The 13,025-nt window shown below is 71.4% G+C and carries 10 protein-coding genes; all 10 read right to left on the bottom strand.

What is annotated here, in order from left to right; translation table 11 throughout:
- Positions 1-66: 66 nt before the first annotated feature.
- The gene (gene tyrS / locus M3T53_RS04655; RefSeq protein ID WP_272433288.1) at positions 67-1,329 is read right to left on the bottom strand and encodes a tyrosine--tRNA ligase; all 1,263 of its coding nucleotides are present in this window, start codon (positions 1,327-1,329) and stop codon (positions 67-69) included.
- Between the two features lie 46 nt (positions 1,330-1,375).
- On the bottom strand, positions 1,376-2,812 hold the full coding sequence (gene argH / locus M3T53_RS04650; RefSeq protein ID WP_272433287.1) for an argininosuccinate lyase: 1,437 nt from the start codon (positions 2,810-2,812) through the stop codon (positions 1,376-1,378).
- A gap of 19 nt (positions 2,813-2,831) precedes the next feature.
- Positions 2,832-4,313 carry an O-antigen ligase family protein gene (locus M3T53_RS04645; protein WP_272433286.1) on the bottom strand — a complete coding sequence of 494 codons (1,482 nt, stop codon included), beginning with the start codon at positions 4,311-4,313 and terminating at the stop codon, positions 2,832-2,834.
- Positions 4,314-4,438: 125 nt separating this feature from the next.
- On the bottom strand, positions 4,439-5,662 hold the full coding sequence (locus tag M3T53_RS04640) for an argininosuccinate synthase (protein ID WP_272433285.1): 1,224 nt from the start codon (positions 5,660-5,662) through the stop codon (positions 4,439-4,441).
- A gap of 53 nt (positions 5,663-5,715) precedes the next feature.
- Positions 5,716-6,225, bottom strand: a complete 510-nt coding sequence (gene argR, locus M3T53_RS04635; RefSeq protein ID WP_272433284.1) for an arginine repressor — start codon at positions 6,223-6,225, stop codon at positions 5,716-5,718.
- Complete coding sequence (locus M3T53_RS04630) at positions 6,218-7,450, bottom strand: acetylornithine transaminase (RefSeq protein ID WP_272433283.1); 1,233 nt, start codon at positions 7,448-7,450, stop codon at positions 6,218-6,220. The genes argR and M3T53_RS04630 overlap by 8 nt, the downstream gene beginning before the upstream one ends.
- 13 nt (positions 7,451-7,463) lie before the next feature.
- Positions 7,464-8,639, bottom strand: coding sequence for a bifunctional glutamate N-acetyltransferase/amino-acid acetyltransferase ArgJ (gene argJ, locus M3T53_RS04625; RefSeq protein WP_272433282.1), 1,176 nt, complete (start codon positions 8,637-8,639; stop codon positions 7,464-7,466).
- Positions 8,636-9,697, bottom strand: a complete 1,062-nt coding sequence (gene argC / locus M3T53_RS04620; RefSeq protein ID WP_272433280.1) for an N-acetyl-gamma-glutamyl-phosphate reductase — start codon at positions 9,695-9,697, stop codon at positions 8,636-8,638. The genes argJ and argC overlap by 4 nt, the downstream gene beginning before the upstream one ends.
- 77 nt (positions 9,698-9,774) lie before the next feature.
- Positions 9,775-10,269 (bottom strand): flavodoxin domain-containing protein, encoded by a 495-nt coding sequence (locus M3T53_RS04615; RefSeq protein ID WP_272433279.1) that lies wholly within the window; start codon positions 10,267-10,269, stop codon positions 9,775-9,777.
- A 103-nt stretch (positions 10,270-10,372) separates the two neighbouring features.
- The gene (pheT, locus tag M3T53_RS04610; protein WP_272433278.1) at positions 10,373-13,024 is read right to left on the bottom strand and encodes a phenylalanine--tRNA ligase subunit beta; all 2,652 of its coding nucleotides are present in this window, start codon (positions 13,022-13,024) and stop codon (positions 10,373-10,375) included.
- Between the last annotated feature and the right edge of the window lies 1 nt (position 13,025).

Genomic DNA, 13,025 nt, shown 5'->3' with positions numbered 1-13,025 from the left:
GCCCGCATGAGTGGGGCCGATCACATTCGCCGCAACAGCCCTACCGGTTCGACGCGCGGCAGCTGCTCAGCCGAAATCGACGACCGCGAGATGACGGCGGCCCTTGCGGATCAGGACCCGCCCCCCCGCGAGCAGGCCGGCCTCGCTCAACGGCGCGTCCTCATCGACCACCTTGACGTTGTTCACCGAGGCGCCGCCCGCGGCGACCGTGCGGCGAGCAGCCCCGCGCCCCTTCTCCAGCCCCGTGTCGACGAGCGCATCGATGATCGTCGAAGACCCCACCGTCAGCGTCGCCCGCGGAAGGTCCGCTGTCGCCGCGGTCAACGTCGCCTCGTCGATCTCCCTGAGGTCCCCCCCGCCCCACAGAGCCTGCGTCGCGGCCAGCACGCGCGCCAACTCGGCGTCCCCGTGGACCAAACGCGTCACCTCCTCGGCCAGCGCCCGCTGAGCCGCGCGCTGATGCGGCCGCTCGGCGACCTCGGCCTCCAGGGCCCCGATCGACTCGCGATCCAGGAAGGTGAAGATCTTGAGGAAACGGATGACGTCCGCATCGGCGACCTGCAACCAGAACTGGTAGAAGGCGTACGGGCTCATCATCGTCGGATCGAGCCAGATCGCCCCGCCCTCGGACTTACCGAACTTCGTCCCGTCCGACTTCGTGATGATCGGCGTCGTCAGCACATGCGTCTGGGCGCCCTCGACCTTGTGGATCAGCTCGACCCCACCGAGCATGTTCCCCCACTGGTCGTTCCCCCCCGTCTCGAGCGTGCAGCCGTGACGCCGGAAGAGCTCGAGGAAATCATTGGCCTGGAGCACCTGGTAGCTGAACTCCGTGTACGAGATCCCCTCGTCCGAGGCCAAACGGCGGGCGACGATATCCTTCGCGAGCATCGTCCCGATCCGGAAGTGCTTGCCGACCCCGCGCAGCAGATCGATGGCCGACATCTCCTGCGTCCAGTCGAGGTTGTTGACCATCGTCGCCGCCGCCGGCCCCTCGAAATCGAGGAACCGCGAGATCTGGGCGCGCAGGTTGTCCGCCCACCCGCGGACCACCTCCGTCGGCTGGAGTTGGCGCTCGCCCGACTGTCGCGGGTCCCCGATCTGACCGGTTGCCCCTCCCACGAGCGCCAGAGGCCGATGGCCGGCCAGCTGGAGATGGCGCATGAGGATCAGCTGGACGAGATGCCCGTGATGGAGCGAGGCGGCCGTCGGATCGTACCCGCAATAGAAGGTCACCGGCCCCGCCGCCAGGTGCTCGCGCAGAGCCTCCAGATCGGTGTGCTGGGCCACGAGGCCGCGCCACTGCAGTTCGTCCAACAGATCCGTCACGGATTCAATCCTTCCTCCACGGCGCCCGGGATCGGGCGCGGCAAGTCTACCCGTTCGCCGAGCACCAGGACCGGAGCGCCGCCAGTCGGGCGCCGGCCTCGTCGAGTTGCTCGTCGACGCGGGCGGGCGCCGTCCCTCCCCGGCCCAGTCGGGCCCCCACGGACCCCTCGACCGTCAGGACCTCGCGGACCTCCGAGGTCAGCATCCCCGACGCGCGGGCCAGCTCCTCGTCCGTCAGATCGGACAGCTCCGCCCCCCGCGACTCCGCGATCCGCACGCACGCGCCCGCGACCTCGTGAGCGCTGCGGAAGGGCATTCCCCGGCGCACGAGCCACTCGGCGATGTCGGTCGCCAAGGAGAATCCCTGAGGCGCCAGCTCGGCGAGCCGGGCGTAGTCGATCCGCATCGTCGCCACCATCCCGGACACGGCCGGCAGGAGCAGGTCGAGGGTGTCGATCTGGTCGAAAACGGGCTCCTTGTCCTCCTGCAGGTCGCGGTCGTAGGCCAGCGGGATCCCCTTGAGGACGGTCAAGAGGGCGGTCAGGTCGCCGATGAGCCTCCCGGCCTTGCCGCGCCCGAGCTCGGCGACATCCGGATTCTTCTTCTGGGGCATGATCGACGACCCCGTCGCGAAGGAATCGTCGAGCTCGACGTAGCCGAACTCCTTCGTGTTCCAGATGACGATCTCCTCGCACAGGCGCGAGACGTCGACGCCCGTCATCGCCATGACGAAGGAGAACTCGGCGACGACGTCGCGCGAGGCCGTGCCGTCGATCGAGTTCGGCGTCGAATCGTCGAAGCCCAGGGCCGTCGCGACCGCCCGCGGATCCATGCCCAGGGTGTTGCCCGCCAGGGCCCCCGACCCGTAGGGGGACACGGCGGCCCTGCGATCCCAGTCCACCAGGCGCTCGACGTCGCGGATCAGCGGCCACACGTGGGCCATCAAGTGGTGGGCGACGAGGACCGGCTGCGCGTGCTGCATATGCGTGCGCCCCGGCATCACCGCGTGCCCCGCGGCGCGCGCCTGGCCGACGAGCGCGTCGGCGACGTCGAGGACCCGGCCGGCCAGATAACGGGCCTCCTCGCGCAGGTAGATGCGGATCAGCGTCGCGATCTGGTCGTTGCGCGAGCGCCCGGCGCGCAGCTTCCCGCCGAGTTCCTCGCCCGCGCGCTCGAGGAGGCCGCGCTCGAGGGCGGTGTGGACGTCCTCGTCGAGCGGGCCGGCCGCGAATTCCCCCGACGCGACGTCGGCGTCGAGACGGCCGAGGGCCTCGTGCATGGCGACGATCTCGTCGTCGTCGAGGAGGCCCGCCGCGTGAAGGGCATCGGCGTGGGCGTGCGACCCGGCGATGTCCGCTCGGGCGAGGCGCCAGTCGAAGTGGGTGGACACGGACAGCGCCGCCAGGGCGTCCGCCGGCCCCCCTGCGAAGCGTCCGCCCCACAGGCTCAGCCGCTCGTCACGGGGCGCGGGTGTCGTCGTCATGGAAGGGTTCTCCGATCGGTCATGGGACGGGCATGGGGTCTGGCGAGGGGGCGTCGGCCCGCCATCTGCCCCGGGTGGCGGGGGCGTTGCCGCGGACCTTGAGCCAGGTCGCCAGGGCGACGAACAGCATCCAGTTCCCCTCGAAGAGGAATCGGGATTCGGTGAGGGATTGGATGATGAGCGCGGTGAGGATGATGAACGGCGCGAGATCCATGAAGTTGTCGTCGAGATGGCTGATCGCCACGCGAAAGACCCCGAAGTACACCCAGGCGACGCACATGAGGAAGAAGAACGCCCCGACGACCCCGAGCTGGAAGCCGGCCTCGATCGTCGCGTTATGGGCCTGGGTCGTCGGAGTCCCGTCGGAGCGCGGCACGAGATGGGCGAACATCTCGAGCTCGGCCGGCCAGCCGATCGTCCAGCCCCATCCGAGGATCGGCCGCTCCTGCCACAGCGGCAGCAGGGCCCTCCAGATGTCGCCGCGCCCGGACATGTCGGGGCTCCGGTCGAAGATCTCGGTGATCGGCCGCCTGAGGAGGAACGAGGAGGCCGCGACGACGAGGCCCCCGGCGAGCAACCCCCGGGCGATGCGGTGGCGCAGATCGGCGGGAGCGGCCTTGACCGCCATGAAGGCGGCCATGACCACCGCGCAGCCGACCCCCGCCATCGTCACCGTCGCCGATTGGGTGAGCAGGAGGGTCGCCGCGCACGCCCCGATCCACACGAGGGCCGACCAGCTCCGATCCCGGTTGTCCAGCCACCGCAGGGCGACGCAGATCAACAGGAGGAGGGCGACGAAGGCCAGGGGGTTCCGATTGCCCATGAAGCCCTGGATCGGCCCTCCGCGCAGCAGATTCCCCTCGACCCAGTAGGACATCGCGGGGATCTCCGCCTGGTCGCGCATCGTCCACGGAGGCAGTTTCGCCCCGCGAATCAGCGCGACGTAGGCCTCAAGGGCGTAGGACGCCCCGAGGATCCACTGGAAGGAGCGGATCAGGCAGTGCAGCAGGCGGTCCATCGGCAGGGCGATGGCGATGCCGGTCCCGACGAGGGAGACGCCGATGCTGACGATCGCCGAGACCGCGGTGGAGAACGGGTAGGCGGACCACGAGAGGCTGATCGCGCAGAGGAAGACGAACAGGGACACCGACGTCGAGATCCGCCGGATGGCGATCACTCGATCCGTGGAGAAGAACGACGCCCAGAAAGCGACGAACAGGAGGGCCATGGGCGCCGCAGAACCGTAGAAACCGAGGAGGTAGCGAAAGCCCTGACCGGCGAAGCCGAAGAAGAAGAGGCAGATGACGATCGCGTCGAGGGCGCCCTCGCGGTTCAGTCGCAGCGCCCGCCCCAGTGCCGAGAGCACGTCGATGAGGAAGAAGCGGGGGGCGTTGAGGATCGACCAGAGGGGGCCGCGGCCCGAGGGGACGCGGGAGGAGCCGAGGGGCCTCGCCGAGTGGGCGGAGGCCGCGGAGGGGCTCGGTGGGACTGGGGTGCTCATCGGGAACGATTCTAATCGGCGGTCGAGTCGGGTCCGGAACCGATCGGGGATCGCGATCGACCTGCAATGAACGGGTGCGGGCCGGGCCCCGGGGCCCGGCCCGCACCGTCATCGGGCGGGAGGGCTCAGTACCCGGCTCCACCGCCCATCCGCACGTCGCGAGCGGCCGCGAGCTTGGACTGGAGGCCGTAGATGTCGATGAAGCCCCGCGAGGACGACTGGTCGAAGGTGTCGCCCGTCTCGTACGTCGCCAGGTTGAAGTCGTAGAGGGAGGCCTCGGACCTGCGCCCGTTGACGGTGGCGCGCCCCCCGTGGAGGACCATGCGGATGTCCCCCGTCACGTACGTCTGAGTGTCCTCGATGAACGCGTCCATCGAGCGCTTGAGCGGCGAGTACCACTGGGCCTCGTAGACGAGTTCGCCCCACGTCTGCTCCATCTGCCGCTTGTAGCGGCGCTGGAGGCGCTCGAGGGTGACCGATTCGAGGGCCTGGTGGGCCTCGATGAGCGCGACGGCGCCGGGGGCCTCGTAGACCTCGCGCGACTTGATGCCGACGAGCCGGTCCTCGACCATGTCGATCCGCCCGATGCCCTGGGCCCCCGCTCGGCGGTTCAGCTCTTGGATCGCTTCGAGGGGGGTGACCCGGCGCCCGTCGATCGCGACCGGGACGCCCTTCTCGAAGGAGATGACGACCTCGTCGGGCAGCGGCGGGTACGTCGGGTCGTCGGTGTAGACGTAGACGTCCTTCGTGGGGGCGTTCCACAGGTCCTCGAGGAATCCGGTCTCGACGGCTCGGCCCCACACGTTCTGGTCGATGGAGAAGGGGTTGTGCTTCGTCGTCTCGATCGGCAGATCGTGCTTCTCGGCGTAGTCGATGGCGACGTCCCGGGTCAGGGCGAGGTCTCTGACCGGGGAGATGCAGTTCATGTCGGGGGCCATCGACGTGATCGACACCTCGAATCGGACCTGGTCGTTGCCCTTGCCGGTGCATCCGTGGGCGACCGTCGTCGCGCCGAACTCACGGGCGGCGTGCACGAGGTGCTTGACGATGACCGGGCGGGACAGGGCGGACACCAGCGGGTACTTGCCCTCGTAGAGGGCGTTGGCCTTGAGGGCCGGCATGCAGTACTCCTCGGCGAACTCGTCGCGGGCGTCCGCGACGTAGGCCTCGATGGCCCCGCAGTCGAGGGCCCGCTGACGGATCACCTCGAGGTCCTCCCCTCCCTGGCCGACGTCGACGGCGACGGCGACGACCTCCCGGCCGGTCTGCTCGCCGATCCACCCGATGGCGACGGAGGTGTCGAGTCCGCCGGAGTAGGCCAGGACCACGCGGTCCTTACTGTTCGTCATTTCGGTGTCCTTTTCATGTGATGGCCGCGGTCGTGCGCGGCCCGTTGGAGGCGTCAGAGTTCGGGTCCGGCGCCGGGTTCGGCGAGCTCCATCAGGGAGGACTCGAGAAGGCGTGCTTCCTCGTCCGAACGGCAGATGACGAGGAGAGTGTCGTCGCCGGCGATGGTGCCGGCGATCTCCTCGAAGCGCACGGCGTCGATGGCCGATCCCAAGAGGTTGGCGGCCCCGACGGGGGTGCGCAGGACGAGCTGGTTGCCGATGCGCACGGAGGCGACGAGGAGGGACTGGCACCAGCGCGCCAGGCGCACCCGGGCCGCCCGGGGGTCGGCGCCGCGCTCGTCGTCGGCTTCGGGGAGGGAGTACATGAGGGCTCCGCCGGCGCCGCGGGCCTTCGTCGCCCGCATGTCCATGAGGTCGCGCGAGAGCGTGGCCTGGGTGACGTCGATCCCCCGGTCTCGCAGTCGGGAGCGCAGCTTCTCCTGGGACCCGATGGCCTCCTCGGCGAGGAGGGCCCGGATCGTCTCACGCCTGGCGGTTTTGGTCTGCGGGACGGCGTCAGGCATGGGCCCCCTCCTCCTGCTGTTCTGAGAGCGCCCGGCCAGCGAGGGCGGGGAGTGCCCGGGTGAAGGAATCCGCCTGGGCGTCGGTGAGGATCAGCGGCGGGGCGAGGCGCACGGTGGCGGGCCCGGTGGCGTTGATGATGAACCCGGCGTCGCGGGCGAGCGCGACGAGGTGCGCGGCGATGGGGGCGTCGAATTCGAGGCCGAGGAGCAGGCCCCGTCCTCTGACCTCGACGAGTCCGGGGACTCCGGCGGCGCGCAGCTCGGCCCCCCACCGCTCGCCGAGGAGGCGGCAGCGCTCGAGGAGGCCCTCGTCCTCGATCGTCTCGATGAGGGCGAGGCCGGCGGCCGCGCACACGGGGTTGCCGCCGAAGGTCGTCCCGTGCAGTCCCGGCCGGAGGAGGTTGGAGGCCGCGCCGCGGGTCAGGCAGGCCCCGATGGGCAGGCCCGCGCCGAGCCCCTTGGCGAGGGTGACGACGTCGGGCTCGATCCCTGAGGCGGTGTGGGCCAGCCAGCGGCCAGTCCGCCCCATCCCGGTTTGGACCTCGTCGACGACGAGGAGGGCCCCGCAGCGGCTCGTGACCTCGCGCGCCAGGCGCAGGTAGTCGTCGTCGATGACGACGACCCCGGCCTCGCCCTGGATCGGTTCGAGGAAGAGGCCGGCGACGTCGGGCCCCATGGCGGCCTCGAGGGCGTCGGGGTCGCCGGCCGGGAGGAATTCGACGCCGGGGATCAGGGGGGCGAAGGGCCGGCGGTAGGCGTCCTTCCACGTCAGGGACAGGGCTCCGGTGCTGCGCCCGTGGAAGGCGTGCTCGAGGGCGAGGATCCGGGGGCGGTCGGCGGCCGCCGCGTGCGCCTTGACGATCTTCAGGGCGCACTCGTTGGCCTCGGTGCCGGAGTTCGTGAAGAACACCCGGCCGGAGTCTCCGGCCCCGGCCAGGGCGATGAGGCGCTCGGCGAGCCGGATCTGGGGCTCGGTGGCGAAGAAGTTCGAGACATGGCCGAGCCGGGCGAGCTGCTCGCTCACGGCGGCGACGATCCGCGGGTGCGCGTGCCCCAGGGCGTTGACGGCGATCCCGCCGAGCAGGTCCAGGTATTCGCGTCCGTGCTCGTCGACGACGACCGCGCCCTCGCCCGAGGCGAGGACCATCTGCGGGGCGCCGAAGGTGTTCATCACCGAATGCGCGTAGCGCTCGGCCCACGAGCCGGCGATCGGTCCGTTCGTCATCGTGCCTCCTTAATCAGGACGAGTAGGCGGAGTTCTCGTGCACGTAGTCGTGGGTGAGGTCGTTGGTCCACACGACGACCTCCTCGACCCCGGCTTTGAGGTCGATGACGACGCGGACCTCGCGAGCGGACATGTCGACGAGATCCCGGTCCTGTCCGACCCCGCCGCCGCGGCAGACCATGACGCCGTTGATCGACACGTCGATGTCGTCGGGCTCGTAGGGGGCGATCGAGGCGGGGACGGTGCCGATCTGAGAGAGGATCCTCCCCCAGTTGGGGTCGTTCCCGAAGACCGCGGTCTTGAAGAGATTGGATCGGGCGACGGCGCGGGCGACGGCCTCGCCGGCGTTCTGGCTGGAGGCCCCGACGACTCGGATCTCGATGTCGTGCGAGGCTCCCTCGGCGTCGGCGATGAGCTGACGAGAGAGGTCCGCGCACACGGCGCGCAGTTCCTCGGTGAAGGCCTCCTCGTCGGGAGCGGCGCCGCTGGCCCCGGAGGCCAGGAGGAGGACGGAGTCGTTCGTCGACATGCAGCCGTCGGAGTCGGTCCGGTTGAAGGTCGTGCGCACGGCCTCGTCGAGGCAGTCCTGGGCCCGAGCCGAGTCGATGACGGCATCGGTCGTCAGGACGCACAGCATCGTCGCCAGGCCGGGGGCGAGCATGCCCGCCCCTTTGGCCATGCCGCCGATCGTCCATCCGTCCCGGGTTCGCGCCGCGGTCTTGGCGACGGTGTCGGTCGTGCGGATCGCGTCGGCCGCCCGTGAGGCGGCGTCGGGGCCGTCGGAGAGCTCGCGGGCGCACCGCTGGGCGCCCGCCAGGAGCGCGTCCATGGGGAGGCGCTGGCCGATCATCCCCGTCGAGCACACGCCGACCTCGGCCGTGTCGATCCCCAGGAGGGCGGCGACCCGCTCGGCGGTCGCGCGGGCGTCCTCGGCCCCGCCCTCACCGGTGCAGGCGTTGGCGCCGCCGGAGTTGAGGATCACGGCGCGAAGGCCGCGCTCGCGCAGGTGGCGGCGGGTCAGGGTCACGGGGGCGGCGACGATCCTGTTGGAGGTGAAGACGCCGGCGGATGCGGCGATCGGGCCCTCGTTGACGACGAGGGCGACGTCGCGCCCGCCGGAGGACTTGATCCCGGCGGCGACTCCGGCGGCGGAGAATCCGCGTGCGGCGGTCACTCCTCTGGCGTTCACGGGGCGACTCCGATCATGGGGACTCCTGCGTACTCGTCGAGGCCGAGGGCGATGTTCGCGCTCTGGACGGCGGCCGCCGCCGTGCCCTTGCCGAGGTTGTCGATGGCGGCGATCGCGGTCAGGGTGCCGGCGCGCTCGTCGATGCTCGTCGATACGGCGGCGCGGCCGGTGCCGGTCAGGGGGCCGGTCGTCGGGTGGGAGCCGGCGGCCAGGACGTCAACGAGGGGCTCGTCGGCATAGACCCGGTAGGCCTCCTCGATCCGCTGGGCGTCGACGCCGTCGACGAGGGGCGCGACGACGGTCGCGAGGATGCCGCGCGAGACGGGCACGAGGACGGGGGTGAAAGTCAGGGCGAGGTCGGCTCCACCGGCCGTCGTCAGGTTCTGGAGGATCTCCGGGATGTGCCGATGGGTGCCGCCGACCCCGTAGGGGGCCATGGTGCCGAGGGCCTGGGAGGCCAGCAGGTGCGGTTTGAGGGCCCGTCCGGCGCCGGAGTAGCCGACGGCGAGGGTGGCGGTCAGGTGGGAGGCATCGACGAGGCCGGCGGCCACGGCGGGCTGGATGGCGAGGGTGACGGCGGTGACGTTGCAGCCGGGGACGGCGATCCGCCCGGTCCGGCTCAGGGCGCGTCGTTGGGCGAGGGGCCGGGTCTCGCCGGCGTGGAGCAGCTCGGGCATACCGTAGGTCCAGGAGCCGGCGTGGCCCCCGCCGTAGTAGCGCCGCCATTCCTCAGGGTTGGTGAGCCGATGGTCGGCGGCGCAGTCGGCGATGACGCCGGTGTCGTCGAGCCGGTCGAGGGCGTCGCCGATCGCGCCGGAGTGGCCGTGGGGCAGGGCGAGGACGACGAGGTCGTGCCCGGCGAGGGCCTCGGGAGTGGTCTCCTCGATGACGAGGTCCCCGAGCGAGGGGATGTGGGGGTGGAGGTCGGACAGGCGGGCCCCTGCGGAGGCCCCCGCGGTGACGGTGGTGACGGTGATCGACGGGTGGGAGGCGAGGATCCTGAGAGCCTCTCCCCCGGCGTAGCCGGAGGCGCCGGCGACGGCTGCTGTCAACATCATATGCATGACTATACAGCCTTACGCATGATTACATGTTCAGTGATCGCTCATCGAAACAGAATTCACTCGCGCGGGATTCACTCGTGCGCAGCCAGCTCCTCGACGATCGAGTCGGCCCACGCGCCGATCGCGTCCCAGTCCCGGAAATCCCCCTCGACGACGCCGGCCAGTCGGGCCACCGACCGCTCGCGCAGCGTCAGCACCTCCGGATCGTAGCGCCCCGCGAACGAGCGCACGTCGTTGGCCTCGACGCGCGTCAGCAGCGGACCGATCCGGGTCGGGTCCTGCGGAGCGTGCTTGGGCACCCCGTTCATCCCCACGGAGAACGCCCACACCGGCATTCCTTCGAGCTGCTCGGCGAAGCGATCCATGAAGTCATGGGCCTGAGGGATCCACTGGAGGATGTAGACGGCCGATCCGACGACCACCGCGCCGTAGGCGTCGACCGACTCGACGTCCTCGGGGGCGATCCTGTCGACCTCGTGGCCCCCTGCGCCCAGACGCTCGGCGATCGCGTCGGCGACCTCGTCGGTGGACCCGTGCTTGGAGGAGGCGGTAACCAGGATTCGCATGCCCCCAGTGTGGCAGAATGCCGGACCGGCCGACCGAAGCCATCCCCGTTTTGAGTCGGGATGCACACGGTCGATTCCGGTCCGGCGGCCGCCGTCAGGGACTTCAGCCCCGCAGCTCGGCTCCCAGGAGCTTGCGAGCCTTGGCGACCACATCGGAGCGGACCCGCGCGGCCTCCTGCGCCGTCAACGTCCGATCCGGTGCCCGCAACCGCAGGGCGAAGGCCAAAGACCGCTTCCCCTCCGGCACTTGATCCCCCTCGTAGACGTCGAAGAGTCGCACCTCCTCGGCCAGGGACCCCGCCCCCTGACGGACGACCTGCTCGACCCGCGAGACCGGCACGTCGGCGTCGACGACGAGGGCGATGTCCTCCTTCGCCAACGGGTAGGTCGACACGGCGGACACCTGGATCGGATCGACGGGCATCGCCCCGACGAGGGCGTCCAGGTCCATCTCGAAGCCGCAGCTGCGAGCCGGCAGCCCGAAGGCCAGGCACGCCGCCGGGCTCAGCTCGCCCGCCAGGGCGACGTCGACGAGATCCCGCCCGGCCCGCACGAAGACCCGGGCGACGCGGCCCGGATGGAAGGGGGCGACCTCGGCGGGGTCCGTCGCCGCGCGCGGCATCGGCGGGCCTGAGACCCGCGCCTCCTCCGGCGTCCACGCCCGGGTGACCTCGACGCGCACGCCGAGGGCGCCGGCGACGCGCCGGACCGCCTCCACGGCATCCGCCCAGTCGTAGGGGCGGGGCGTCGACAGGACCCCGGGGGCCGTCGCATCCGCGCACAGCACCGCGCCGATGTGCCACGGCTGCGCCGGGGTACCGGCCAGGAGGGCCGCGACGACCTCGTCATCGGGGCGCGATTGCGCCGACGGCAGCCCCGCCGGGACCATCCCCTCCGGGCGGGCGACCATGCCGGTCTCGAAGACCGCCACATGGCTGTTCGAGCGCGCGATGTTCCGACCCGCGACGTCCAGGAGGGTGTCGAGGATCGACGTGCGCAGCAACGGCGCGTCGTCGGCCATCGGATTGCGCAGGCGCAGCGCCCTGCGACGCGGGTCCTCGGCCCCCATCCCCTGCCGGTCGAAGGAGTCGGAGACGAAGGGGTAGGACTCGACCTCGGTCAGGCCGGCCTGCGCGAGGGCGTCGGAGGCCAGGCGCCGCGCCCTCTGGGCCCGCGTCAGCCCGCGGCCCGCGGGCGCCGGCGGCAGGACCGCCGGGATCCGGTCGTAGCCGTCGAGTCGGGCGATCTCCTCGACGAGGTCGGCCGGACCGGTGATATCGGGGCGCCACGACGGGGCGACGACCGTGAGGACGCCGTCGGCGTCAGGACCGTCGACCCGGCAGCCGACGGTCTCCAGGAGGCCGCGGACCCGACGGGGGTCGAGGGCCACGCCGGTCAGGCGCTCGGGCTCGTCGACGCCCATCCGCACGCGCGTCGGGGCGGGCAGGTCCGAGACGTCGCAGACCGCCGGGTCGGCCGTCCCCCCTCCGTACTCGACGAGCAGGTCGACCGCCCGCTGGGCGGCGACCCCCGGCAGGAGGGGATCGGTGCCGCGCTCGAAGCGCTTGGCGGCCTCGGAGTGGAGACGGTGACGGCGAGACGTGCGCGCGACCGACACGGAATCGAAGTGCGCGGCTTCGAGGAGGATGTCGCGGGTCGTCGGGCAGACCTCGGAGTACTCGCCTCCCATGACGCCCGCCAAGCCGATGACGCGCGACCCCTCGGCATCGGGCGAGTCGGTGATGAGCAGGTCCTCGGGGTCGAGGGCGCGGGACTGCCCGTCCAGGGTCGTCAGGGACTCCCCGGCGCGCGCGCGGCGCACGACGACCGGCGCCGCGAGGGAATCGAGGTCGTAGGCGTGCATCGGCTGGCCCAGGTCGAGCATCACGTAGTTCGTCACGTCGACGGACAGCGAGATCGACCGCATCCCCGCCATCTCCAGGCGCTCGGCCATCCAGCGAGGGGTCGGCGCCTGCGGGTCGACGCCCCGGACGATGCGCGCGACGTAGCGGTCCGCGCCGGCCCGCCCCCGGATCGGGGAGGAGTCGGCGAGGCGGACGTCGAACCCGTCGGGCGTCGCCTCGGGGACCGAGTCGACGAGAACGCCGGGCAGGCCCGGGTCGCGGAAGACCGCCCCGGTCGAATGGGAGTACTCGCGGGCGGCCCCCCGCATGGAGAAGCAGTAGCCGCGGTCCGGGGTGACGTTGATCTCCAGGACCTCCTCCCCCAGTCCGAGCCAGGAGACGATGTCGGTGCCGGGCTCGGGGATCCGTCGGTCGGGGTACTGCTCGGTCAGGACGATGATGCCGTCGTGGTCCTCCCCGAGCCCCAGCTCCCGCGCCGAGCAGATCATCCCGTCGGAGATGTGCCCGTAGGTCTTGCGCGCGGCGATCGCGAAGTCCCCGGGCAGGACCGCCCCGGGCAGGCAGACGACGACGAGGTCGCCGGCCTCGAAGTTGTGGGCGCCGCAGATGATGCCGCGACTGGGCAGGTCGGACGGCTCCTTGCCGGTGCCGGGGGCGTCGTTGTGCTCCCCGACGTCGACGCGGCAGTAGTTGACGACCTTGCCGTTCGAGGCGGTCTCCTCCACGCGGGTCAGGACGCGCCCGACGACGAGGGGTCCGGTGACGCGGGCCGGGTGGATCGCCTCCTCCTCCAGGCCGACGCGCACGAGTGCGGCGGCGAGGTCCTCCGCGGTGGTTCCCGGCTCGACGTCGACGTGGTCGCAGAGCCAGCTGAGCGGGATCATGGGCATG

It is taken from the genome of Actinomyces sp. B33 (assembly GCF_028437565.1).
In the GTDB taxonomy this organism is placed as follows: domain Bacteria; phylum Actinomycetota; class Actinomycetes; order Actinomycetales; family Actinomycetaceae; genus Pauljensenia.
The sequence above is the reverse complement of the archived record's forward strand: the minus strand, read 5'-3'. Positions and strand labels throughout refer to the sequence as shown.